Origin of the sequence: Mucilaginibacter sp. (assembly GCF_039925265.1) — a bacterium.
In the GTDB taxonomy this organism is placed as follows: domain Bacteria; phylum Bacteroidota; class Bacteroidia; order Sphingobacteriales; family Sphingobacteriaceae; genus Mucilaginibacter.
Genome location: NZ_JBDSZG010000005.1, coordinates 61,681 through 84,011 on the forward strand (window position 1 = coordinate 61,681; position 22,331 = coordinate 84,011).

The 22,331-nt window shown below is 43.4% G+C and carries 24 protein-coding genes, 2 tRNA genes and 1 riboswitch; of the genes, 13 read left to right on the plus strand and 13 right to left on the minus strand.

Annotation, left to right across the window (positions count from 1 at the left end; translation table 11 throughout):
- Positions 1-38: 38 nt before the first annotated feature.
- Positions 39-109 (minus strand) — tRNA-Gln (locus ABIX36_RS00965).
- Positions 110-236: 127 nt separating this feature from the next.
- Between ABIX36_RS00965 and ABIX36_RS00970 the strand changes: the two genes are divergently transcribed.
- The 3 genes from ABIX36_RS00970 to ABIX36_RS00980 are packed head-to-tail and all read left to right on the plus strand — an operon-like array spanning position 237 to position 3,027.
- A complete protein-coding gene (locus ABIX36_RS00970) occupies positions 237-1,202 on the plus strand; it encodes a hypothetical protein (protein ID WP_348080297.1) in 966 nt (321 codons plus the stop codon).
- Positions 1,202-1,957, plus strand: a complete 756-nt coding sequence (locus tag ABIX36_RS00975; protein ID WP_348080298.1) for a nucleotidyltransferase domain-containing protein — start codon at positions 1,202-1,204, stop codon at positions 1,955-1,957. The genes ABIX36_RS00970 and ABIX36_RS00975 overlap by 1 nt, the downstream gene beginning before the upstream one ends.
- On the plus strand, positions 1,954-3,027 hold the full coding sequence (locus ABIX36_RS00980) for a nucleotidyltransferase domain-containing protein (protein ID WP_348080299.1): 1,074 nt from the start codon (positions 1,954-1,956) through the stop codon (positions 3,025-3,027). Before ABIX36_RS00975 ends, ABIX36_RS00980 begins: the two co-directional genes overlap by 4 nt.
- 7 nt (positions 3,028-3,034) lie before the next feature.
- Here the strand turns inward: ABIX36_RS00980 and ABIX36_RS00985 are convergent, their stop codons facing one another.
- The gene (locus ABIX36_RS00985) at positions 3,035-3,520 is read right to left on the minus strand and encodes a hypothetical protein (protein ID WP_348080300.1); all 486 of its coding nucleotides are present in this window, start codon (positions 3,518-3,520) and stop codon (positions 3,035-3,037) included.
- A gap of 245 nt (positions 3,521-3,765) precedes the next feature.
- The gene (locus ABIX36_RS00990) at positions 3,766-5,940 is read right to left on the minus strand and encodes a DUF5916 domain-containing protein (protein ID WP_348080301.1); all 2,175 of its coding nucleotides are present in this window, start codon (positions 5,938-5,940) and stop codon (positions 3,766-3,768) included.
- Between the two features lie 268 nt (positions 5,941-6,208).
- Between ABIX36_RS00990 and ABIX36_RS00995 the strand changes: the two genes are divergently transcribed.
- Positions 6,209-6,577, plus strand: coding sequence for a DUF1801 domain-containing protein (locus ABIX36_RS00995; RefSeq protein WP_348080302.1), 369 nt, complete (start codon positions 6,209-6,211; stop codon positions 6,575-6,577).
- A gap of 63 nt (positions 6,578-6,640) precedes the next feature.
- Complete coding sequence (locus ABIX36_RS01000; protein WP_348080303.1) at positions 6,641-7,252, plus strand: class I SAM-dependent methyltransferase; 612 nt, start codon at positions 6,641-6,643, stop codon at positions 7,250-7,252.
- A gap of 95 nt (positions 7,253-7,347) precedes the next feature.
- Here the strand turns inward: ABIX36_RS01000 and ABIX36_RS01005 are convergent.
- Both ABIX36_RS01005 and ABIX36_RS01010 read right to left on the minus strand, forming a co-directional pair.
- Positions 7,348-7,418: transfer RNA gene (locus ABIX36_RS01005), tRNA-Cys, on the minus strand.
- Between the two features lie 10 nt (positions 7,419-7,428).
- Complete coding sequence (locus tag ABIX36_RS01010) at positions 7,429-8,064, minus strand: peroxiredoxin (protein ID WP_348080304.1); 636 nt, start codon at positions 8,062-8,064, stop codon at positions 7,429-7,431.
- Positions 8,065-8,225: 161 nt separating this feature from the next.
- A riboswitch (SAM riboswitch) is annotated at positions 8,226-8,339 on the minus strand.
- 89 nt (positions 8,340-8,428) lie between these two features.
- Here ABIX36_RS01010 and ABIX36_RS01015 point away from each other — a divergent pair.
- Positions 8,429-8,707 carry a hypothetical protein gene (locus ABIX36_RS01015; protein WP_348080305.1) on the plus strand — a complete coding sequence of 93 codons (279 nt, stop codon included), beginning with the start codon at positions 8,429-8,431 and terminating at the stop codon, positions 8,705-8,707.
- Here ABIX36_RS01015 and ABIX36_RS01020 read toward each other — a convergent pair.
- From ABIX36_RS01020 to ABIX36_RS01030, 3 genes are all read right to left on the minus strand, one after another.
- The gene (locus ABIX36_RS01020; RefSeq protein ID WP_348080306.1) at positions 8,686-9,783 is read right to left on the minus strand and encodes a S41 family peptidase; all 1,098 of its coding nucleotides are present in this window, start codon (positions 9,781-9,783) and stop codon (positions 8,686-8,688) included. The genes ABIX36_RS01015 and ABIX36_RS01020 overlap by 22 nt on opposite strands.
- Positions 9,784-9,940: 157 nt before the next feature.
- Positions 9,941-10,669, minus strand: coding sequence for a hypothetical protein (locus ABIX36_RS01025; protein WP_348080307.1), 729 nt, complete (start codon positions 10,667-10,669; stop codon positions 9,941-9,943).
- Between the two features lie 7 nt (positions 10,670-10,676).
- The gene (locus ABIX36_RS01030; RefSeq protein WP_348080308.1) at positions 10,677-11,750 is read right to left on the minus strand and encodes a 1,4-beta-xylanase; all 1,074 of its coding nucleotides are present in this window, start codon (positions 11,748-11,750) and stop codon (positions 10,677-10,679) included.
- Positions 11,751-12,235: 485 nt separating this feature from the next.
- On the opposite strand from ABIX36_RS01030, the gene ABIX36_RS01035 reads away from it, so the two are divergent.
- Together ABIX36_RS01035 and ABIX36_RS01040 are read left to right on the plus strand one after the other, a co-directional pair.
- The gene (locus ABIX36_RS01035) at positions 12,236-13,717 is read left to right on the plus strand and encodes a PAS domain-containing sensor histidine kinase (RefSeq protein WP_348080309.1); all 1,482 of its coding nucleotides are present in this window, start codon (positions 12,236-12,238) and stop codon (positions 13,715-13,717) included.
- Between the two features lie 14 nt (positions 13,718-13,731).
- A complete protein-coding gene (locus tag ABIX36_RS01040) occupies positions 13,732-14,166 on the plus strand; it encodes a response regulator (RefSeq protein WP_348080310.1) in 435 nt (144 codons plus the stop codon).
- Between the two features lie 66 nt (positions 14,167-14,232).
- On the opposite strand, the gene ABIX36_RS01045 is transcribed toward ABIX36_RS01040, so the two are convergent.
- Positions 14,233-15,213: a type I phosphomannose isomerase catalytic subunit gene (locus ABIX36_RS01045; protein WP_348080311.1), complete on the minus strand. Its 981-nt coding sequence runs from the start codon at positions 15,211-15,213 to the stop codon at positions 14,233-14,235.
- A 130-nt stretch (positions 15,214-15,343) separates the two neighbouring features.
- Between ABIX36_RS01045 and ABIX36_RS01050 the strand changes: the two genes are divergently transcribed.
- The gene (locus ABIX36_RS01050) at positions 15,344-15,877 is read left to right on the plus strand and encodes a hypothetical protein (protein WP_348080312.1); all 534 of its coding nucleotides are present in this window, start codon (positions 15,344-15,346) and stop codon (positions 15,875-15,877) included.
- Positions 15,878-15,947: 70 nt separating this feature from the next.
- Here ABIX36_RS01050 and ABIX36_RS01055 read toward each other — a convergent pair whose 3' ends face one another.
- On the minus strand, positions 15,948-17,177 hold the full coding sequence (locus tag ABIX36_RS01055; RefSeq protein ID WP_128535920.1) for an NADP-dependent isocitrate dehydrogenase: 1,230 nt from the start codon (positions 17,175-17,177) through the stop codon (positions 15,948-15,950).
- A 297-nt stretch (positions 17,178-17,474) separates the two neighbouring features.
- Between ABIX36_RS01055 and ABIX36_RS01060 the strand changes: the two genes are divergently transcribed.
- Both ABIX36_RS01060 and ABIX36_RS01065 read left to right on the plus strand, forming a co-directional pair.
- The gene (locus tag ABIX36_RS01060) at positions 17,475-18,194 is read left to right on the plus strand and encodes a hypothetical protein (protein ID WP_348080313.1); all 720 of its coding nucleotides are present in this window, start codon (positions 17,475-17,477) and stop codon (positions 18,192-18,194) included.
- Between the two features lie 68 nt (positions 18,195-18,262).
- Complete coding sequence (locus ABIX36_RS01065; RefSeq protein ID WP_348080314.1) at positions 18,263-18,700, plus strand: hypothetical protein; 438 nt, start codon at positions 18,263-18,265, stop codon at positions 18,698-18,700.
- Between the two features lie 86 nt (positions 18,701-18,786).
- On the opposite strand, the gene ABIX36_RS01070 is transcribed toward ABIX36_RS01065, so the two are convergent.
- The 3 genes from ABIX36_RS01070 to ABIX36_RS01080 all read right to left on the minus strand — a co-directional run bounded on the left by ABIX36_RS01070 (position 18,787) and on the right by ABIX36_RS01080 (position 21,620).
- A complete protein-coding gene (locus tag ABIX36_RS01070; RefSeq protein WP_348080315.1) occupies positions 18,787-20,604 on the minus strand; it encodes a DNA polymerase III subunit gamma/tau in 1,818 nt (605 codons plus the stop codon).
- Between the two features lie 71 nt (positions 20,605-20,675).
- On the minus strand, positions 20,676-20,960 hold the full coding sequence (locus ABIX36_RS01075; protein ID WP_348080316.1) for a hypothetical protein: 285 nt from the start codon (positions 20,958-20,960) through the stop codon (positions 20,676-20,678).
- A 39-nt stretch (positions 20,961-20,999) separates the two neighbouring features.
- The gene (locus ABIX36_RS01080) at positions 21,000-21,620 is read right to left on the minus strand and encodes a hypothetical protein (RefSeq protein WP_348080317.1); all 621 of its coding nucleotides are present in this window, start codon (positions 21,618-21,620) and stop codon (positions 21,000-21,002) included.
- 135 nt (positions 21,621-21,755) lie between these two features.
- Between ABIX36_RS01080 and rpsF the strand changes: the two genes are divergently transcribed.
- Positions 21,756-22,118 carry a 30S ribosomal protein S6 gene (gene rpsF, locus ABIX36_RS01085; RefSeq protein WP_348080318.1) on the plus strand — a complete coding sequence of 121 codons (363 nt, stop codon included), beginning with the start codon at positions 21,756-21,758 and terminating at the stop codon, positions 22,116-22,118.
- Positions 22,118-22,331, plus strand: a 214-nt coding sequence (gene rpsR, locus ABIX36_RS01090; RefSeq protein ID WP_348080319.1) for a 30S ribosomal protein S18, incomplete at its 3' end; no start/stop codon positions are given. The genes rpsF and rpsR, both read left to right, overlap by 1 nt.

A 22,331-nucleotide genomic window follows, 5' to 3' on the forward strand; every position in this document is an offset into this window, starting at 1 on the left:
AACGGACGGCAATTTATTAAATCGCTCGCCCGTTAATGTTTTCGTGAATGGATTCGAACCACTACTAACAGAGTCAGAGTCTGGGGTGCTACCGTTACACTACACGAAAATGCGGTAATAGCTTGTTTTGCTATGGGGCAAAAGTAATAAAATTTGCAGACTTCGAAAATTGAACCTGAAAAAGGATACTCATTACCTGTTTACGTTTACCGCCATTGTATTATCTTCGCCATTGTATGATGTACACTTACCTTAAAAGCTACAAATTCAGCATTCTTACCGTTCTCGCATTAGCCTTCCTTTTGAGCGCATGCGGCGGCAGTAAGAAGAATAAAGTATATACCAGCATTCAGGCGGATGAGTCTGTAAAGCCATCTTTTATGCCTGTAAAGGGCATCCGTTACACCGAAGTGCGCCGCGCCTTTAAAAATGGTGTATCCTTTAATAACGATGGCTACCAGTTGGAGCCGGAGTGGCACCTCTCCTTCCTGTCGGACGATTCGGTGAACATTTATAATCCCAAACGCAAAATGTTTGTAAACGCGCCGATACTGTTCGATCATGATTCCCTTTTTAACGTGGCATGGTCGTGGTTGCGCCTGCGTAGATTAAGCCGCGATAGTATCATTTTCCAGGTGATGAAGGTAAAAGGGCGTAAACTGATGCGCGACAGCTCGGTGGTATATATGACCCTCTATGCAGACGATTACATTAAAAACAAGTTACATACCGATGCTGCAGCCCTGATGAAACCCACAAAGGCCGACACCCTGTTCATCCAAAAGAAAGCGGCACTGGCGAGCAAGGATACCGCTAAAGCCTTCTCTGCCCGCGACCAGGCCGTGTTAAAAAGCAAAACGCCGCTGCTTACCATAAAACAGATAGACCCCATAGCCGAAGATGACCAGCGCGAAGGCATGAACCAGGATTACATGCTGCCCGAGTACAACATCACCATAAAAAAAGCCTACGATGATTTCAAGTATGCTTTTTCGGTAAGGATAGATGCCGACGGAAGCATGCATTTTTTACGATCGGTTAACTTTATGTACGAGGAATTTGTGGCCTCGTCTAACCGGGCTATGAAAGGCATTGTAGACGGATACTTTAAAGCTTACCTCAACGTAACGCCCGGCAGCACACTTGGTATACCGCATTCGAGTTTTATAATTGTGAATGTAGTGGGGGTGAAAAAGGGGTGATGCGGGAAACAATAAATCAAAAGTTAGCCGAACTGAAGCAGCAGCAAAACATCAGGATATTGTATGCCTGCGAATCGGGCAGCCGGGCCTGGGGCTTTGCATCGCCCGATAGTGATTTTGATGTGCGCTTTATTTACGCGCGCCAACTGAACGACTATCTGAACATCGCTGATATTAAAGATGTTGTTGAATTGCCGGTGAACGAAATTTTAGATATTGGCGGATGGGATCTCCGCAAAGCACTCAAGCTTTTCCTGAAGTCAAACTCGCCACTTTATGAGTGGCTGCAATCGCCAATTATATATCAGCAGGACGATAGTTTTGCAACCACCTTGCAGGCGTTGATGCCGGCCTATTATTCAAAAAGATCAGGCGCTAACCATTACTTGTCAATGGCGTTTAATACCCTGGCAAATGACCTGCAAAGCAGCGAGGTAAAAATGAAACGCTACTTTTACGCGCTCCGCCCTGCTTTGGCTTGCCAGTGGATAATTGAAAAAGGGACCATGCCGCCCATGGAGTTTGCGCATTTAAGGGTGCTTATCAATGATAGCATTATTCAATCTGCGATTGATGAATTAATGGAACGAAAATTGGTTTCTGATGAGAAAACGATGATAAGCCCGGTTACGTTGCTGAACGAATGGCTAAGCGATACACTCAGCGCCTGCAAAATTGTAGTGCCCGAACTACCCGTTACTAATAATGGAACCGACGAGTTAAACGCTATCTTTAGAAAACACGTAACTAAATGACCTTTGAGGGATTAAAACAACAGCCCGAATTTTTACTGCTTGATTGCGTTAGCGGCAGCCACGCCTACAACCTAGCCATCGCAACGTCGGACATCGACAAAAAAGGCATTTTTATTTTACCACAACGGGAGCTATATGGCTTTGGCAACACAGAACAGGTTGCAAATGCCACCAATGACGAAGTGTATTTTGAGATAGCCCGGTTTTTGGATCTGCTTACCAAAAATAATCCCAATATATTGGAGCTATTAAGCACGCCGCAGGCCCACGTGTTGTATCGCCATCCGCTGATGAATCTTGTGCGGGCCGAAGATTTCCTTTCAAAATTATGCCTCGATACTTTTGCCGGCTACGCGCAAACCCAAATTAAAAAAGCTAAAGGCTTAAATAAAAAAATCAATAAAACATTCGAGCCAGAACGGAAGTCTGTACTTGAATTTTGCCACGTTGTAAGCGGAACCGGGAGCATCCCCGTTACCGAATGGCTCACAGCACACCAGTTCGATCAGCAAGGTTGCGGGCTAACCAGCGTGCCACATTTTAGGGATGGTTACCAGCTTTACCACCAAACGCAGCTAAATGGCGAGGGGAAACTTTACGGTATCATATCAGGCCCATCGGCCGAAGATGTGCAATTAAGCCATGTGCCAAAAGGAATAGAGCCACTGGCGGTGATGAATTTTAATAAAGACGGTTATTCGGTTTATTGCAAAGAGTATCGGGAATATAAAGAGTGGGAAGAAAAGCGCAACGACGCACGGTATAAAAGCACTTTAGCGCACGGGCAAAATTACGATGCTAAAAACATGATGCATACCTTCAGGCTGCTGAGCATGGCTAATGAGATAGCGCTACACCAACAGGTTAACGTGCACAGAACCGACCGCGATTTTCTATTAAAAATAAGGAACGGCGACTACACCTTTGAACGGTTAATGCAAATGGTGGAAGAAAAAACAGAAGAGATAAAGGTGAACTATGCTAAATCATCCCTACCCGATAGGCCGGATATTAAAAAAGCGGAAAATATTTTGGTGGAGATAAGGGAGACGTTTTATTCTAAACAATAACTACTGTCTATTTCTTCTTTGCCACTTTGGCCTTCAACTCCCTTTTTACCGGTGAAATAGATTTGGTAATGGTAAAGCCTTTGATGATGTCTTTCGGGTTTTTCACTTTGGCCAGTGCGTTGATATAGGCATCGGCCATTAATTTGTACATGTATTCTTTGGGGAAATCATCCTTATTGGTAACCGGTATATAGCGAAACTGCTTACCGTTACCTATCAGCATTTTTTGCGGGTCGTGCAGTTCGCTGCCCCAATTGAAGCCGAATATCACGTTTTGATTGGTGCGCCATATAGCCACATTGCAAAACACCTGCCCCAACTTCTCGGTAGGCGACCAGCCAAACGCTACGGCATTATACGCGTCGTAAACCAACTCATTCGTCTCAGGAAACATATCCCAGGCGAAATCGCGCAGCCATAAAGCCAGTTCGATGGTTTCGGGCTTAAAGGGCTCCATAAACTTTAGCAAATCGGTGGTTTGCTCTTTGCTCATATAATTGTACTTCTTTGGCGGGTTATCAATTCTCCAATGCCGCCAAACGAGTAATTGCACAGCATAAAACAGCCTTTACAATTTGGGTTGGAGATTTGAAAGATTATAGATGCAAAAAATTATCCTGAAAAAATTGCTTTTTATGTTAACCCTGAAAAAATGCAAATAATTGATTACTAATACTTTATAAAAGTGAACTTTGAATTATGTTAAGTTATGTTAACCCTGATTAGCCTTTTATTTAACTATATATTCCACCAGTAAGTCCACTTTACCGTCAACTGCCTGTTTTTAACCATAAAGGGCGATGGGATGGAATTGTCGCCATACACAATAAACACATCTGATGCCGGGCGGTAGCGCCATTGCAGACGGGTATTGATGTTCATGTTACGTGCCTGCTCGTTGTACTGCACAAAGGTGGTAAAGTATAAGTTATTGGTAAAGGTAACATCCGTACGCGGGCCTATCAGCCAAAAGGTATTGCGGCCGTAGGGCTGCGGCAGGCGCAGGTCGTTATAAGATGCGTTCACCGCTATATTTACATAAGGCTGAAAGCGGTAGCCCAGCTGGCTGCTGAGCGTGAGCTTGGTACCGTTGTCGTAGTAGCCACCATAGGCACCTTCAAACACATAGGTGAAAACGCTTTGCGGTTTGGAGATGTATTGCACATCGGCAGTATTCCAGTGACTTTCGAAGCCAATGGGCAGGTTGCCCTTGCCAATGTTTGTAGGATCGTATGGGCGCAGCAGTTTTACGTAAGTATCAAACCCGGAGAACCACAGCTGGCTACGGTTGCGGAAGGTGATAATATAGCTTAGGTCAGTTTCGTTATCTGTGCGTTTAAAATGCTCATCAAAAAAATAGGTGGAAGTTAGTTGCAGGCTATGGATCAGCACCGACCCGCTTTTAGGGAAGAAGTTACGCAACAACAGCGGACTCAACTTGTTGTAACCCCTTCGTGGCACATAGCCTACCTCGGCATTGTAGTTACTGCCCACGTATTGCTGCTGCATGTACAGCGTCCAATATTTACTGAGGTACTGCAGATGCGCGGCCTGCACATAGTCGTGCCCGGTAACGCCCGGGCTGAAGGACTTTAAGCCCAACAGTTTACCCGTCCATAAATTATTGGAGGATGCCAGGTTATATTCTACACCTACGTTGCGGTTATAGCCCGGTGCCGTATTACCGGAGCTTGGCGCGCTGCCGGTAGCATCCTTGTTAATAAACATAATGCCTATGTTGGAGCGGGAGAACACCCGCCTTTGCAGTGTAACCACTCCAAAGTTTTGGCCGGGCAAGTTATTAATGCCTGTTTGTCCGGTCTGCACATCCATCACCCCTACACGCCAGTCTTTATTTATTTTACCCGTTAGCCGCGTACCAAAACGAATGGGGGCGTTGAGCCCTATCCTGCGCGAAAAGAATGGGCGGATATCCGAGTACCCGAAGTTGGAGAACAGGTCGCCGTTCTCTAAAAAGAACTGCCGTTTTTCGGGGAAGAAAAGTTCATAGCGGTTTAGGTTAATAGCCTGCTGATCTACATCCACCTGCGAAAAATCGGGGTTAACGGTGAGATCCAGGTTTAGGGATGAGGTGAGCCCTATTTTTACGTCGCCGCCGATATCTTTGCGCCAGTCTATAGGTGTTTTGGTTTGATAATCTTTGGTTAAGCCGGCCAGCGCATACGGTATTACCGATACGTTGCTGCTGGCAACGGGTGGCTCCTCGTCCCAAACCAAGGTGCCGGTATATGCCAGCGACGCGGTAGGGAACTGCCTGGGCACTGGTGCCCAGCTCGATTTTTCGGTAGATTTAAGGTCGTTACGGCTAAAGTTAATACCCCACTCGCGGATGCCTTTTTTATAGCGGATGCTTTTGAACGGGATAGCCGCTTCCCATACATACCTGTCGGGATAGTTTTTTACTACGGAGTACCATTTGTTGTCCCAGCTGAGGTCTACCTTACCACCTTCGTACATGGTGCCGTCCCATTGTGCGCCTGCCGCGTTAGCACCAAAGCTAAAGCCATCGGTGCGGGCGTCGAAGGGATCCATAAAAAGCAAAAAGTTATCGTTCTTCCCAAAGTTAAAATCGCGCTTCAGCGACTCCACCATGTTTTGCCCTGGCAGGCCGCCGTAACAAATGGCAACTACGTACAGGTTATCGTTATCGTAGGTCATTTTTACCGTGGTTTTCACCTTAGCAAAACTGGTATCCATGGGTAAAACCAAAAAGAAGTTGGCGGCCGAATCGGCGCGTTGCCAATCAGCGTCATCAACAATGCCGTCTATTTTAATTGGGGCTGCGGCCCGTTTAATATGATACTGGTAAGCGGCGTTCTTTTTTTGGGCGAAAGCTGTTAAGCCGGGCAGGCAAAAGCAAAGCAGCAGTAAGGTGAGTTTTCCTGTTGACAATGGATGAAAAATAATGGTTTTGAATACTTGGCTACGAAAAACAAGTATATAGATATTATCCGGTAAAAATATATCAAAGTGTATTTTACACACAATTGTTACTTAAGGCATTATCTAAAGTGCGTTGGTTTCAAATTAGTGTATAACTAAAAATAAAGCGACATTTGGATAAGGCAATTTAGTAACCCATCAATTAATATTTCATATGGACGTACAAGAACAAATAGCGGAATATATTAATAGTCAACCCCAACCAAAACGGAGTGACATGGAAACGTTGCATAAGCACATACTTCAAACATTACCGGGATGTAAGTTATGGTTCCTGGATGGTAAAAACGAAGAAGGTAAAGTTGTTTCTAACCCCAATATAGGCTACGGGTTTTACACCATGAAATACACCAATGGAACAACAAGAGAGTTTTACCAAATTGGCTTGAGTGCTAACACAACAGGCATCTCTGTATATATTCTTGGTATTGAGGATAAAACTTACTTAGCCCAAACCTATGGGAAAACACTGGGCAAAGCGAGCGTGACGGGGTATTGCATTAAGTTTAAAGCACTGAAAGATATCAACCTTGATGTACTTGAAGCGGCCATACGATATGGGGTTGAGGTTACGAGTGAGAATTAAGTTTTCAAACTGAGTCATTACCGCACCATCAATTATTATCGGCATATTATCCTAATTTAACTTATGGAAAACACCCCACAGCAGCTTTACGGCAATATTGATATTTACCTGTTCGACCAGGTGTTGAAAGGGCGTTTTAACGACTGTAAAAAAGTGCTGGATGTTGGTTGCGGCGGCGGGCGAAATATCGTGTATTTCCTCCAAAACCATTATGATGTTTACGGCGTGGACCCCAACCCGAATGCTGTGACAGAAGTGCAGGCCTTATGCAAAATACTGGCACCTGCCAACCCCGTAAAAAATTTTGTGAATTGCACCGCCGAAAGTATGCCGTTTGAGGACGCCACCTTCGACCTCGTCATTTGCAGCGCCGTACTACACTTTGCCGAAGACAGCAACCACTTCGATGCTATGCTCCGCTCCACCTGGAGAGTACTAAAACCCGGTGGGTATCTGTTTGCCCGGCTGGCATCAGATATTGGCATAGAAGACCTCGTTATCCCCTTAGGCAACAGCCGTTACGCTCTGCCCGATGGCAGCGAGCGCTTTTTGGTGAACGAACAAATTTTACTGGAATACACGCAGGAACTAAACGGCAAACTGTTTGAGCCTATAAAAACTACCAACGTACAAAATTTAAGATGCATGACCACCTGGTGCGTGCAGAAAAACTAACACTGGCATAATCTTAACCGGCGAAAGCGGGCACAAAAAAAAGCGACAAGCCCCTCAGCTTGCCGCTTTCTGAAAACTAAAATCACCTAAATGAGACGTCGTGGGTAGATTCGAACTACCGTTGTAGGTTTTGCAGACCCATGCCTATCCTCTCGGCCACACGACTTTATTTCTAACTATTTGTTAGGCTGCGGTGTTAAGCGCAAATATGGTTTTACCTCTACAAACCCTTTAGGGAATTTAGCAGGGATATCCTCTGTTTTGATAGATGGTAACACCACAACCTGTTCGCCGTCTTTCCAGTCGGCCGGGGTGGCAACGCTATGGTATGCGGTTAATTGTAATGAATCTATCACCCTTAATATTTCCTGGAAATTTCTGCCAGTTGATGCCGGGTAGCTGATGATGAGCTTTATCTTTTTATCGGGGCCTATAATAAACAGTGAGCGCACGGTTGCAACAAGTGAAGCATTGGGGTGGATCATATCATAAGCCAGCGAGATCTCGCGGCTCTCATCGCCAATGATAGGGAAGGTAACTTCTACGCCCTGGGTTTCGTTAATATCGTTTATCCAGCCCTTGTGCGATTCTACATTATCCGTACTCAGCGCAATTACCTTTACGCTGCGTTTCTCAAACTCATCTTTTAAAGATGCGGTTTTGCCCAGTTCGGTAGTGCATACCGGTGTGTAATCTGCCGGGTGAGAGAAGAGTACGCCCCAACTATCGCCCAGGTATTCGTAAAAATCAATTTCACCCAGTGATGTATTTGCTTTAAAGTTTGGGGCATCGTCGCCAATTCGTAAGCTCATAATTTTTTAGTTTTGTTTAAATTTTAAATATCGTTTTGCTGCAATAAAGCTATGCAAAATTGCAAATGCGGATCAATAAAATTATCGCTGGAAAGTGTGGAATGGAAATGCCTAAAAAGCTGAAGAGCCCGCAATTACCTGCGGTCAATTTCTTTTAAATCAGCTTATCTGTCCTCGTTAAACGAAGCAGGAATTAGCACCTTACACCAGGCTTAAAGCCGGTACAGGTTGCTAAGACATCATAGGGCCTTTCCCTCTGTCTTTCTGGATAAGTATTTTAAAGAACGATTACATCACAAAAGTAGACATAAAAACTATAATTCCTATAGACTTTATTATTTTATTGTGAATTAGTATTAACAAATTGAAAATCAACAAGAAAAAAAGCCGAGACAACCAATATCTAGTTTTTGGCGTTGCCTTCGGCCCTACCGGCAGGCAGGCAGGCCGGGCCATCTACTGCAACTCCTCTATCCGCGCCGCGGATAGAAGCGGCACTCCATTCCGGGGTTTCCGCTTCTATCTAACGCATTTGCTGACCATGATTTACTTGATCGAAGGATCGATGGGATTCCAGAACAATGATGATCGTAGTGGCAGCCTTAGTATGAAATGTTTTGCTTATCGCTCCAATCGTTTTTGAACAAACTTAATCTTGTCTTTTTCAGTAGCTTTAATCTTTACGTTTGGGGCTATCCCAATATTATCTATAGGGTATTGAGGTAACCTTTTGGACCTCGCTATAGGAATCACAAGATTGAGGTCGGCACAGGGAATATCGAAATATTGATAGCTGCTATAATCCAACATACCTGCCGAATTTTCTCCGTAAACTTTTACCTTTTTGCTTTGCATCACCATTAACAGAAATGATTCGGTAGAGCTTGCACTGTTTCTGTCTATTAATATCGCCACTTTTTGGGGGAATGAGTAAACAGAGTCAAGCTTGACCTCGAACGACTCTTTACCGGATGGATTTACAAATTGGTTAGGATGTAATTTCATCAGGCCAATAACGTTGCTTAAAAGCTCTTTGGCCGACCCGGAAATGTCAGGATCTTTTAAATTACCTTCTAAAACAGCAATATTATTTTCCGACGACCGATACTCATCCGGTTTAATATAAGTGGGGTTGGCGTAAATATACGGCAGTAACGAATTGAAGGCGTAGTCGGTACCGCCGCCGTTACCACGAACATCTATAATCCAATTAGGTATCTTTTTAAAGCTTTCATAATTGGCTTTAAACAAGCTGTCAATTATTTTTTTCTCGCCCCATTCAAAAGAAGGTAGCCTTAATAATACGGTATTTGCGCTTAACTGCTTTATACTGGTTTGGTTGTCTAACCTTTCATCAGACGCGGGTGAAGCCGGTTTCTTTTCAAAAAATTTATTAAGCTGTTTAACCTGTTCGGGGTACTTTTTCCGGTACTTCCAGTCTAATTGTACCCGCAGGTGCTGATCTTTAAAGTAGTTGACAAATGTTTTTAATATAACATAACAAGAATCTGTACCGGTTGCATTTGCTGCCCTTTTCCGCAGGCGTTCGGTGAAATTATTAAACTCCTTAAGGTTTTTACTTTTTACTTTGTCGCTGTACCCCGAATAACTGTCAGCTATGTGGCTGGTGGTGTAATCAAAATTTACAAGGCAATCACAATTCTGTGCAAACGTACTTATGGGGAAGAAAGCGATAAAACAAAAAAGTATTTTTTTCATAAACAGTTAAACTACTTGGAAGACGATAAACGCATCCAAATAGTTACAAGGAATTTAATATTCTTAATGAGCCTCCAGCCCGTTTAATCCTTTAAGTAGCAAAATAAAAAATGTATTATACGTTGCAAGCAACACAGAATCTAACGCAGTAGTTTCCTTAGGGCTCGTAGGTAACCGTTAAATTTGCAAATTCTCCATCAGAGGTATTGCCAACCCACAAGCCTACTTTGCCATGGGTAGTGCTGTTTAGCTTTTTAACTGCAAGGCTCGGGTTGCTGTGTCCATCTACAAATACAAGTACGTGAAGGTTCTTTACCATTATCTTTACGTGGAACCAGCCGTCAGCCATAGGAGGCAGCCTTATTTCTTTTTCGTATTGCCCGTTGTATTTCTCGCGGAGTATCTCCCAATCAAACTGCGGCAACGATACATATTGCACCGCATGGATCCGTCTTACCGAATCCGGCGCCCTAAAGTTGAAGGGCCTGAAATACACCACATCCATTATATTTGGCGCACCTGTGCCATGGAAAGCAATGCCTACAAAACTGTGCTGCAATACATCCTTACCTTTTATATCCAGCTCAATTACACCGTCGGTAAAGTCCACATTTTTTAGCCATGCTACCCCGTCATTTTCTCGGGCTGATAGTTTAATGCCTTTTTTACCATCGGCCTCAAACGCTGTGGCTTCCCGGTTCACCAGTTCCAGTTCCCCTGCTTTTAACATCTCGGCAAGGGGATACAGCACCTTTTTATTTGCAGCATCCCTGGTAGTAAATGTTATGGGCCGTGTCCGCGCCCTCTTCACAGCCTGTGCATAGCTACTCTGCGCACCAAGCATGGCCACCCATAAACCCACGATAAACAAAAGGTTTTCTTTCATCGTGATGTTATTTACCGTTTAATTTTTTGATCAGGTCCACCTCTTCCTTCTTATACGGCGTGCCGTTCTTACGGAAGATATCATGAAACCATTCCTTCGGCTCGCTGCCATCAGGCATAGGGTTATCCCAGGCGTAAATGGTATTGGTTTTCCCCATAACAAAGCCCCAGTTTAGCGCGCCCACGTTTTCCTTCTTCAGCATGGGCATTACGTTGGCAAATTTGCTCCCCCGGGTACGCGCCATATATTCGGTACAAATAAGCGGCTTGCCGTGGCTTTTTAGCAATTGTATTGTTTTCAAATGCGAGTTTTCGTCGGTATAATCATGGTAAGTAATTATATCCGAGTTTAGCGCCTGGCAGGCGTTGAGTTTTTCAAAGTTCCAGTCCCACAACCCAACAGATACCGGCTGATCTGGGTTCACTTCCCTCGCCCAACCAAATACTTTGGCAAGCAGACCCATCGATGCTTCCTTTTTGCCCGAGTTGCCCGGCTCGTTAAACAAATCCCAAAGCAAAATACGTTTATCGTGTTTAAAGGCACCCATTACATCCTTTACATAGGCTTCCAGTTCGGGGTAGATGCCGGCATCCTTTATCCTGTTGCCAGGGTCCTGTAACCAGCCCGAATTATGGATACCCACTTTTGGTATCGGCTGTAGGCCTATTTTAGCGTCGGCATTCCAGCAATCATCAAAAAACACAAACATCGTTTGGATATGATGCTTGTTAGCGATAGTAAGATACTGCTCCACCCGTTTTTTAAACCCCGGTTTATCCTGCTTCCAGGCAAGGCTGTATAAAAACACCCTCATGGTGTTAAAGCCTATACCCTCGGCATAGCCAAGTTCCTTGTCTATCGTGGCAGCATCAAAGGTAGCAGCTTGCCACATTTCTAATTGATTAATGGCTGTGCTTGGAATAAAATCGCTGCCGCTTATCCATTTATGCTGCGCATACCATGCATTAGCTTTGGCCGGCGACCAAATTTTACCAACAGGTGCTTTTTGAGCAAAGGCGGCGGTTGTTGTAAAGGCAGCAATTAAAGCAGCTGCAAAAATTTTGTAGTGTATGTTTTTCATGAAAAATAATTGGCAGGAGTAAATATATAAAATTTGTTTGCTGTTGAAGGAGTTTAGGTGAGTCCCGCCGTTATGGCTAATGCGGTGCTACAAATTATGGTGCCAAATTCAACTGCACCTGTATATAAGCAAACTTATGGCAACTTATTAAACCCTCAAATACTTAGTGTAAAACAGATGAAACGGTATCTTAAATATCAGCTATATAATATTCATAACTATAATTACATTTTACCGTATAAATGCCTTACATACTTTTTAAAGTATGTTTATTTTTTATGCTATAACACTAATAATAAGCACACTAAAACCGAATTACTTTGATACTTTCGTAAAAAAATAATAGATCAATTATAATTCGGGTAATGCTTATTGCAACAAAATAATTGCAACAACTCAAGGTTGTATTGGCAGCCATAGCTTTTTTTTGGCATGTTTATTAGCAATGATGTGATAACTAAAATGAATAGGAACAACGCGGGAAAATGAGTTTTTTTGAGGGTCATAACTTTTTTGGCGAAAGCACAGCTCATCTTGCGCGTTTAATAAATAATATTAACACCGGCATCTGGGAATATAACACCACTACCAAAAAGGCTAAGTGGTCTGACGGCTTTTACGCAATTTTAGGTTACCAACCCGGCGAGATAGAATGTTCCTATCACAACTTTTTCGAAAACATCCTCTATTTCCACGATAAGCAGATCTTTTTAAAGGCAACACATTACGCCGGTACGGGCCCCGCCCCTCTCGCACAAATAAGGTTGCTCACCAAAAACAATGGCTACCAGTGGTTCGAAAGCTCGGCCCTAAAACACGACGATGATGACGGGCAGTTTATACACGGCGTTTTAAACAACATCAATAAATATAAACTTGCTGAGTTTAGGGCTGCAGAAGCCGATTTTATGGCTGCTGAAACGGGCCGTATAGCGCGCCTTGGCGGCTGGGAAATTGACATATCCTCCATGGCGCTGAACATGTCGCGAGAGATCTATAACATTTATGAGCTGTATGGAGATATTAAGCTCAGCGTGGATGAAGCCATCAGCTTTTTTGAACCGGCTTATCGCCCGGTACTAACCAAAGCCATTGATGACGCTATAAAATATTGCAAGCCCTACGATCTGGAGGTGTTATTCAAGACCGCTAAAAACAACGTGATTTGGGTACGTGCTAAGGGCATCCCTATTATTAATGATTATGGCAGCTGCGTAAAAGTGCGCGGTATTTTTCAGGATATCGATATCATTAAACGCAGCGGGTTGAGCATGCAATCATCTATAAACCTGTTAGATGATCAGAACAAACGCCTGCAAAACTTTGCTTACATTGTATCACACAACCTCCGCTCGCATGCCGGTAACCTTAAATTTATGGTTAACCTATTTGAGGAGACCAAAACGGAGAACGATAAGGAAGAGATCTTTTCGCATATCAAAACCATCAGCGACAGCCTGAGCGCTACCATGGGCCATTTGGATGAGATCGTAAAGATCCAATCGGAGATAAGCAAGGAGCGCAAGTCCGTTGCCTTCGAAACCATATTTAATAACGTGATTGCCACGCTGAGGGCCAATATAGAGGCCAGCGACACGCAAATAAGCGCCGATTTTAGTGAGGTGCCCGAGATAAGTTATATCCCGGCGTACCTGGAGAGCATTTTTCAAAACCTGCTTACCAATGCTATTAAATACAAACACCCTAACCGCGAGCCGGTTATAAATTGCTATACCCACATACACGAAAAGCATGTATACCTGGTATTTGAGGACAATGGAATGGGTATAGATATGAAACGCTTTGGCGACCAATTATTTGGCATGTACCGCACCTTCCACCAAAATAAAGACGCCAAAGGAATTGGCCTTTTTATTACCCGTAACCAGGTGGAGGCACTCGGCGGAAGCATCGCTGTGGAGAGCACCGTAGATGTTGGCACAAAATTTACAGTAAGGTTGGTATAAACAACCCGAAAAAAATGAGTGTAGAGAGAAAAATGGTGACAGCCTGTATTATTGATGACGATGATATCTTTATCTATGGCTTCAAAAAATTTATGGAGATAAGGGGGGTTTCCGCTGAAATACTCAATTTCAGCAACGGAAAAGAAGCTATTGACTATTTAAAAAATCCGTTTTACGCTAACAATTTGCCTGATATTATATTTGTTGATATTAATATGCCGGTTATGGATGGATGGGAGTTTACCCAAAACTTCGAGGAAATAAAATCCCATATGGGAAAAAAAATCTCTGTTTACTTCATTAGTTCTTCTGTAGATATCAATGATATTAGCCGCGCGAAAAATAATCCTGCAATAGAAGATTATATCCTTAAGCCCATAAGTGAAAGCTATGTGGCGGATATTATAAACTCTCACGATATCAGCCCCGGGTTCATTAGCATGAACTAATTTGCGGCAAATAAAAAGAGACGCGAAGTATCGCGTCTCTACAAAAAGTGGTCGGATTTTCTAAAACTATTGTATATAGCTTTCCAGTATTTTAAAGCCCGAAGTAGTTTCGAGGATAACCTTATCTATTGTTTTTGGCAATAAGATGCACTCGCCCATTTTAACCGGGTAGGCAAGATCGTTATGCTTAATGGTATACTCGCCCTCCACGCAAACGTGTATTACAAAAGAATCTAAACCCGAGTAATCCTTTTCGGTACCGTGAGTAAAATCCATAATATTGGTGGTGAAATAAGGGCAACTCACCACATGCACGGTCTCATCTTTTTGCGATGTGTACAGGGTTTTGTATTCGCCGTAATGCTTGTAATCTATAGCAGCGAGAGCTTCCTCGGTATGCAATTCGCGTTTGTTTCCTTTATCGTCTACACGGTCGAAATCGTAAATACGGTACGTGATATCAGATGTTTGCTGGATCTCGGCGATCAGCAATCCTTTACCTATAGTATGCACGCGGCCGGCAGGTAAAAAGTAAACCTCGCCAGCGGTAACCTCCTCTTTGTTCAGGATATCCATAATGTGGCCGCTATTTAGCGCCTCTACATATTCCTGTTCGTTCATTTCGCGGTTAAAGCCGGTGATGAGGGTACTGCCCGGGTCCGCCTCTATCACATACCACATTTCGGTTTTACCGAAGGAGTTGTGGCGCTCCTTAGCCAGTTTATCATCGGGGTGTACCTGTACGCTCAGGTCGTCGTTAGCATCAATGAATTTGATCAGCAACGGAAAGATGTTACCGAAATGCGCGTATACCTTATCGCCCACCAGCTCGCCCTGGAATTTCTCCAGCAGGTCTGCTAACGATTCGCCATCAAATTCGCCACCGTTCACAACCGATACATCAGATTTTACGCCCGATATTTCCCAGGTTTCGCCGCAGTTTGGCAGGTCGCCGATATCTTTATGCAGGTAGGTTTCTATTTTGTGGCCACCCCAAATTTTATCTTTGTAAATGGTTTTGAATTTTAGCGGATATAATGCTGACATAGGTAATGTGTTTGAAGGGCTAAATTATAGAATTTGCTGTTGCAAATAAAAAGAGATTTAACAAAATACCGCTAACCATTCCGTATTTCCATACTTTTATGTCGTTAGGTCACTATTAGTCTTACATTAAATGAAACGATACCTTTTCTTTTCTGCGCTATCCATTTTAATATCTGTTAATTCGTTCGGCCAAGGTGCTACAGTTTGGACAAACGAATACGAACAGCGTTGGTACGATCAACTTGATAAGGACTTTAGGCCCCGGTTGCCCGATAGCATTAGCCGCAAAGAGTTTTTAAACTATACTATTAAAAGGCTTAAAAAAGAATTACCGCAAGGGATAGAATCTGTTAAGTTAGATAGTGTAATTAGGCTAAGCAGAAAAATAGGTAAGGAGTATGCATATTTACACTCCGACAAACCGAATATCGGCATAATACCTGCTCCCCAACCGTGGACAAAGGATGTTGAAAGTCTTATTCGCGAGGCATTTTTGAAAGATGTAAAAAAAGAAGAACTTGCAGAATACAACAAGTTATGTGATTGCGTTATTGAAAAATTAAAGCAACTAAATCCTACTACAATTACATTTCCCCTTCCTAAGGATGTGGTGTATAAAATCGCAGGCGAATGCTACAATGAAATAGGCAGACAAAAAATGTAATATTTCAAAACACTTTAAAACAAAAAGCCCCGCGTTAACCGCAGGGCTTTCTTTTATCAAAAGCGGATAATTACTTACCCAACTTAGCTTTCAAATTTTCGTCGATAGCTTCTAAAAACTCTTCGGTGTACAGGTAATCGGTACCGTGTTCTACCTTTGGTTTTATGGTGATTGCCAAATCTTTGGTCATTTTGCCGCTTTCTACAGTTTCCACGCAAACTTCTTCCAAAGCTTTACAGAAATCGATCAACTCCTGGTTACCATCCAATATACCACGGAACTCTAAACCACGAGTCCATGCAAAAATAGATGCGATAGGGTTGGTAGATGTTGGGCGGCCGGCCTGGTGCTCGCGGTAGTGGCGGGTTACTGTACCGTGTGCTGCTTCGGCTTCCATTACGGTACCATCAGGCGTAACCAATGTAGAGGTCATTAAACCTAACGAACCAAAACCTTGGGCTACGGTGTCGCTCTGTACGTCGCCATCGTAGTTTTTACAGGCCCAAACAAAGTTACCGTTCCATTTAAGAGCCGATGCAACCATGTCGTCAATCAGTCGGTGCTCGTAAGTAATACCGGCTTCTACAAACTTGGCTTTGTAATCTGCCTGGTATATCTCTTCAAAAATATCTTTAAAACGGCCATCGTACTTTTTAAGAATGGTGTTTTTGGTTGATAAGTATAAAGGCCAGCCTTTCATCAGCGCCTGGTTAAAACAAGCGTGCGCAAAACCTATGATAGATTCGTCGGTGTTGTACATGGTTAAAGCCACGCCATCGCCTTTAAAGTTAAATACTTCAAATGATTGTTCAGGGCTGCCATCTTCTGGTGTAAACTTAACCGTAAGTTTACCTTTCCCTTTAGTAAGGAAATCGGTAGCACGGTACTGATCGCCAAAAGCGTGGCGGCCAATGCATATTGGGGCGGTCCAGTTTGGTACTAAACGCGGAACGTTTGCCATAACAATTGGCTCACGGAAAACCGTACCATCTAATATATTACGGATAGTTCCGTTTGGCGAACGCCACATTTGTTTCAAACCAAATTCTTTTACACGGTCTTCATCAGGCGTTATAGTAGCGCATTTAATACCCACACCATATTGTTTAATGGCGTTAGCGGCATCAATGGTTACCTGGTCATCTGTTTCATCACGATACTCAATACCCAGGTCATAATACTTTATGTCCACATCAAGATAAGGGATGATCAATTTATCCTTTATAAATTTCCAGATGATGCGTGTCATTTCGTCGCCATCCAGTTCAACTACCGGGTTTTCTACTTTAATTTTTGACATACCTTATTATGGGTTATTTTTTGATTTAACGGTTTCAAACTTACATAAAATTTTATTTGTAAATTTTCACAAAGCGCACATAATTTTAAAAAAACAGCGTTAATTACGTGCATTAGTTATATTATTTACAATTCTCACACATAAAAATTCACTTACCTAATAATTAAACAATAAAATATTTAGTGTATTTTAACCCCGGCAATTAATTTAAGGGCAGTATTGCTTTTAAACCTTGAGGTGCTATTTTTATAAAAATTTAATCATCCGCTATTTTTCCCGTAGCATTGCTGTTATATTATGATAAAGTTGCTTTTAAAAACAACATTCTTCGTTCTGGTGCTAACCTCGGTTGCATCCATATCAAAAGCACAAATTGGCTACGATTACGCCCAATATGATTTTGGCTTGGGTGGAAACATAAACATGGTTTATGGCGATGCCGAATCCGTTACAAAAACCCCCTCTGCCTCTATCAGCTTTACCTATAACCATACTCCGTTTGTTAACTACGTAGTAGAGGTGCAGGTTGGTACGCTTGAGGGCGGCGATAAACTTTTACTTTCCAAATCGGGCAGGTATTTTAAAAACAACTATACAGCCTTTGTATTTAAAGGACAATTACAGGCCGGCGAATTGATGGACTACTCGCGCAGCGGCGCTGCCAACGTGCTTAAAAACCTGTACATTTCTGCGGGCCTGGGTTATTTAATGAATGATATACGGGACGGCAATATCAACCGCGAATCAATAGTAACACCTGGTTTTGTTACCACCGGCCTTGATAAAAGCAACGAGCTTTTTTTACCCATAAGGTTGGGTTACGAGTTTAAAGTATTTAACCGCTACAACGAACCATCCTTTAAAATAGACCTTGGTGCGCAGTACAATATGGACTTTGGCGACAATATGGACGGTTTCGACGCGGGTAAAAGCAAAGATAAACTCATACAATACAGCATCGGTTTAAAATTTGCAATTGGCGGCGTTACCTCATACCGCAAGCAAATACATTACTAACTCCGTTTTTTGCCCCCGACGTTTTTGGCAGGGTTTTTAGTGTATATAAACGTACAAAACAAAGACCTATGATAACCAATAACGAAAGCCCGGAAACCAAGATCGACCCTGAATACAGGGATAACGACCTGGACAACAACGCCGAAGATACTGTAGACAGCGAGGACCTTAATTTTAACGAGGCCGAAGGCAGTTTTGAGTATGATGTAAAAGGCGACGACCCCGATTACGATCACCCCGACCCTTACGACACCACCGTAAAAAACGGCGACGATATCAGTTCAACCTACGATGAGGCAAACCCTTACGATACCAAAGGTGAATATGATGCGGCACGCAATATAGAAACCGATGCCGATTCGCTGGGAATGCATATTGATAGTGGCAAAATTGTAGAACTTGATCCGCTGGATGCCAAACTGGCCCACACCCCCGAGGATGACCGCGACGATCTGGACGAAGAAGGTTATCCAAAAAACGATACACCCGAAGGATTTAAACGATAAATGTATTTAAAGCAACAGGGATGGTTCTTACGGAGCCATCCCTGTTTTATTTACATTCTAATTCGTGAAATTCGAATGAATTAGTGTTAATCAAAATCCAAATTAAACTTATTCTTCAAGTCTATCAGCTGCGGGTTTTTGGCTGCCATATGCTGGAATTTCTCCAGTGAAGTATAAGGCTTACGCACCGCGGTAGATTCTTCTACCCTCGCGTTCACCTCTATGCTAAAGTTTTTTAGAGTGGTGCGCAAAAAGTTGAGCACATTTGGCCGCTCGTCCCTAAAATCCTTCTCTTGTACTTTATTAGATACGGAAACTTCGAAATTTCCGGGCGAAAGTACCTTTGGCGTAACCGATGTAAAAATGTTGTACAAACTGGCAGATTTGCCTTCGGCCTTTAGCTTAGCGCCGTGGTTGGTCCATAGTTGCAAAAATTCATCCATGGTAAAGGGTTCTTTATCATCGCCTTTTAAATAAGGGTCTTCCTCAACCGCCAGGGCTTCTTCTACCTGCTTGCCCAGGTCCTTCATACTCGGTATTTTAACCGAAGTTACGCCGGAATGCACGTTAGCAATAAATTGGTTCTTTGGCTTTTCAGCTTCGGGCGGGGCGGCTGCGGCAACCGGCGGGGCAGTTTGTTGCGGCGGTATTTTCTGATAAACAGCAGGTGCAGTATCGCGCAGCAAAGGCACTTCGTCGGCCCTTTCTAGCTGTTGCGGGGTGCTTTGTGCTACTGTATCAGGTTTTTTTTTTACCTCCCCTTGCGGGACAGCTACTGCCTGGGGCATTGGTGCCGTTGCCAGGTTAAATACCGATTGCAGGTGACACATTTTCAGCAAGGCAAGTTCTACCTGTAAGCGCTGGTTCTTGCTCTGCTTATAATTGATATCGCATTGGTTGGCAATATTCATGGCCGAAAGCAAGAATGAGGTACTTGCTGCCTGCGATTGCTGCAGGTAACGGGCCTTGATGGTTTCGCTTACTTCCAGTAATTTTATGGTAGATGCATCCTTCCCTACCAGCAGGTTACGGAAGTGTTCGGACAGACCGGATATAAAATGCGCACCATCAAATCCTTTAGATAATATCTCATCAAAAAGCAGCAGCGATTGCGCGTTATCCTCGCCCAGCAGTTTATCGGTTATGCTGAAGTAGTAATCGTAATCGAGGATGTTCAGGTTATCAATAACCGAACGGTAGGTAACGTTACCGCCACTGAAGCTTACGATCTGATCAAACATCGAAAGCGCGTCCCTCAAACCGCCATCAGCCTTTTGGGCGATGATGTGCAGGCCGTCGTTCTCGTATGTAATGCTTTCTTTCTGCGCGATGTTAGCGAGATGCCCGGCCATATCCTCTACCCTGATGCGATTAAAATCAAAGATCTGGCATCGCGACAAAATAGTGGGCAGGATCTTATGCTTCTCGGTAGTAGCTAATATAAATATAGCGTAATTGGGTGGCTCCTCCAGCGTTTTCAGGAAGGCATTGAACGCCGCCTGCGAAAGCATGTGCACCTCATCAATAATATAAACCTTGTAACGGGCAGCCTGTGGCGGTATGCGCACCTGCTCTATCAAACTGCGGATATCGTCTACCGAGTTGTTGGATGCCGCATCCAGCTCATGTACATTAAAGGAGTTTCCATTGGAAAACGCACGGCAGCTGTCGCAAGTACCGCAAGCTTCGCCATTGGGCAGCAAATTGGTACAGTTGATGGTTTTAGCAAGGATACGCGCGCAGGTAGTTTTACCCACGCCCCTTGGCCCGCAGAACAAAAATGCCTGCGCCAGCTGGTTATTTTTTATGGCGTTTTTTAACGTGTTGGTGATATGTTGCTGACCAACAACGGTTTCAAAGGTAGCCGGGCGGTATTTGCGTGCCGAAACAATAAAATTATCCACAGGTATAAAGGTAGCAAGAAATTGCTTTACCTGAAAGCTTGAGAAATGGATTGTGAATAAATTGCCGCCGGCTATTGCAGATCATCATCCGGCAGATGGTCGTCCTCATCCGGGTCGGGCTCGCGCACATCATCGCCTACACGGATCTCGTGCTCATCATTGGTGCTTTCCATTTGGTCGTCAAAATCTTCGTCTTCCTCATCATTCCAATCACCCTCAAAAACTTCATCATCACCACCCGGAGCCTGTAAGAAAAGCGTATCATACATAAACCCTGATGTACCTGCTTCCTGGTACCTGCTTTCAGAAAATTGCATAACGGTATAGTTTACAGATGAAACGATGACCAGCTGCATATGTTTTAAAAAATGCCTTATAAAAGCCTTAACAATTGTTTATAAGAATTCAACGGCAGTTATTTCCTTCACCTTGTAATACCCCTTCGCCTGCGGCAGGTAAACCTCCAGCTCCTGAAAGGTAATTTTCACCTTTTTACCTGCAAGGCTTGCAGGCGCAGCGGTAAATTTTTCCGACCCCGGGAACTCACGCAACCAAAGGAAGGACCGCTCGCTGCCAGCCTTATCGGTTATAATAATATAATTGAATCCCTTCAGATCAACCCGTTTAAAAGTACCGGCGGTGCTTTGCTGTACAACTTCCGGCTCTGCCATGCTTTGTTTTGCCAAAATGCCGGCCAGCTTCAAAAACGAGCTACATTTTTCGTTAAGTAAGTTTTTGCCTATTATACTGCCAATGCTATCTCCGGCTGCATCGTCGGCCAAATTCAGGTGCAGTTCATCCGCAACCTCGCCAAGCAACTCGGTATGCGCCGTAAAACAATCCGTAAAGGCCTTATTAGCCTGTGCCGGGGTGGTGATCTTAGAAAAATCGAGTCTGTTCATACAATTGCACAGCGAATCGAGCATCTTTTTTTGCACCGGGCCTATGTTAGTCTGGGCATGCAGCAGCGTGGCAAAAAATAGCGTAAATATTAACAGCGTGAGCTTTTTCATCATAAAAATTTAGTTATATGGGTAATACCGTGTTCGGGCAGTTAAAATACAACAAAAATTGATTTTAAAAACCAAAAAAACTTACTACATTTGCAGCCCCGTAATAGCGGGTATTTAATTAAAAATCAAAGTATAACAATGCAACAGTACGAAATCGTGATCGTTCTAACCCCGTTGTTGTCTACCGAAACTGCTGCCGAGGCTATCGCCAAATACAGCAAGATTTTAACTGACAACGGAGCCGAAATTGTCCAGGAGGATAATTGGGGTTTGAAAAAACTTGCGTACCCTATTCAAAAGAAGACTACAGGGTACTATCACTTAACTGAATTTAAGGCTCCGGGTGATTTAATCAACAAATTGGAAGTGGAACTACGTCGTGACGAACGCGTATTACGCTTTTTAACCATTGCCTTAGATAAGCACGCTGTTGCTTATAACGACAAAAAACGCAGTGGCGCTTTCAACAAAAAACCTAAAACAGAGGAGGCAGCACACTAATGGCAAACGAACAAATTAAATACGTTACAGCCCCTAAAGTAGAGGACACACGTAAGAAATACTGCCGTTTCAAAAAGAACGGAATTAAGTATATCGACTACAAAGACGCTAACTTTTTATTGAAATTCATTAACGACCAGGGTAAAGTATTACCACGTCGTTTAACCGGAACTTCATTAAAGTTTCAGCGCAAAGTGGCACAGGCTGTTAAGC

Bases quoted from the DNA above. Each gene is read 5' to 3' on its own strand.
- ABIX36_RS01080 (WP_348080317.1), bottom strand. From the start codon at position 21,620: ATGATGAAAAAGCTCACGCTGTTAATATTTACGCTATTTTTTGCCACG.
- ABIX36_RS01035 (WP_348080309.1), top strand. From the start codon at position 12,236: ATGAGTTTTTTTGAGGGTCATAACTTTTTTGGCGAAAGCACAGCTCAT.
- ABIX36_RS01030 (WP_348080308.1), bottom strand. From the start codon at position 11,750: ATGAAAAACATACACTACAAAATTTTTGCAGCTGCTTTAATTGCTGCC.
- ABIX36_RS01065 (WP_348080314.1), top strand. From the start codon at position 18,263: ATGATAACCAATAACGAAAGCCCGGAAACCAAGATCGACCCTGAATAC.
- ABIX36_RS01075 (WP_348080316.1), bottom strand. From the start codon at position 20,960: ATGCAGCTGGTCATCGTTTCATCTGTAAACTATACCGTTATGCAATTT.
- ABIX36_RS01045 (WP_348080311.1), bottom strand. From the start codon at position 15,213: ATGTCAGCATTATATCCGCTAAAATTCAAAACCATTTACAAAGATAAA.
- ABIX36_RS01060 (WP_348080313.1), top strand. From the start codon at position 17,475: ATGATAAAGTTGCTTTTAAAAACAACATTCTTCGTTCTGGTGCTAACC.
- ABIX36_RS01020 (WP_348080306.1), bottom strand. From the start codon at position 9,783: ATGAAAAAAATACTTTTTTGTTTTATCGCTTTCTTCCCCATAAGTACG.
- ABIX36_RS01000 (WP_348080303.1), top strand. From the start codon at position 6,641: ATGGAAAACACCCCACAGCAGCTTTACGGCAATATTGATATTTACCTG.
- ABIX36_RS00970 (WP_348080297.1), top strand. From the start codon at position 237: ATGATGTACACTTACCTTAAAAGCTACAAATTCAGCATTCTTACCGTT.
- ABIX36_RS00995 (WP_348080302.1), top strand. From the start codon at position 6,209: ATGGAAACGTTGCATAAGCACATACTTCAAACATTACCGGGATGTAAG.
- ABIX36_RS00980 (WP_348080299.1), top strand. From the start codon at position 1,954: ATGACCTTTGAGGGATTAAAACAACAGCCCGAATTTTTACTGCTTGAT.
- ABIX36_RS01025 (WP_348080307.1), bottom strand. From the start codon at position 10,669: ATGAAAGAAAACCTTTTGTTTATCGTGGGTTTATGGGTGGCCATGCTT.
- ABIX36_RS01055 (WP_128535920.1), bottom strand. From the start codon at position 17,177: ATGTCAAAAATTAAAGTAGAAAACCCGGTAGTTGAACTGGATGGCGAC.
- ABIX36_RS01050 (WP_348080312.1), top strand. From the start codon at position 15,344: ATGAAACGATACCTTTTCTTTTCTGCGCTATCCATTTTAATATCTGTT.
- rpsF (WP_348080318.1), top strand. From the start codon at position 21,756: ATGCAACAGTACGAAATCGTGATCGTTCTAACCCCGTTGTTGTCTACC.
- ABIX36_RS01010 (WP_348080304.1), bottom strand. From the start codon at position 8,064: ATGAGCTTACGAATTGGCGACGATGCCCCAAACTTTAAAGCAAATACA.
- ABIX36_RS00985 (WP_348080300.1), bottom strand. From the start codon at position 3,520: ATGAGCAAAGAGCAAACCACCGATTTGCTAAAGTTTATGGAGCCCTTT.
- ABIX36_RS00975 (WP_348080298.1), top strand. From the start codon at position 1,202: ATGCGGGAAACAATAAATCAAAAGTTAGCCGAACTGAAGCAGCAGCAA.
- ABIX36_RS01040 (WP_348080310.1), top strand. From the start codon at position 13,732: ATGAGTGTAGAGAGAAAAATGGTGACAGCCTGTATTATTGATGACGAT.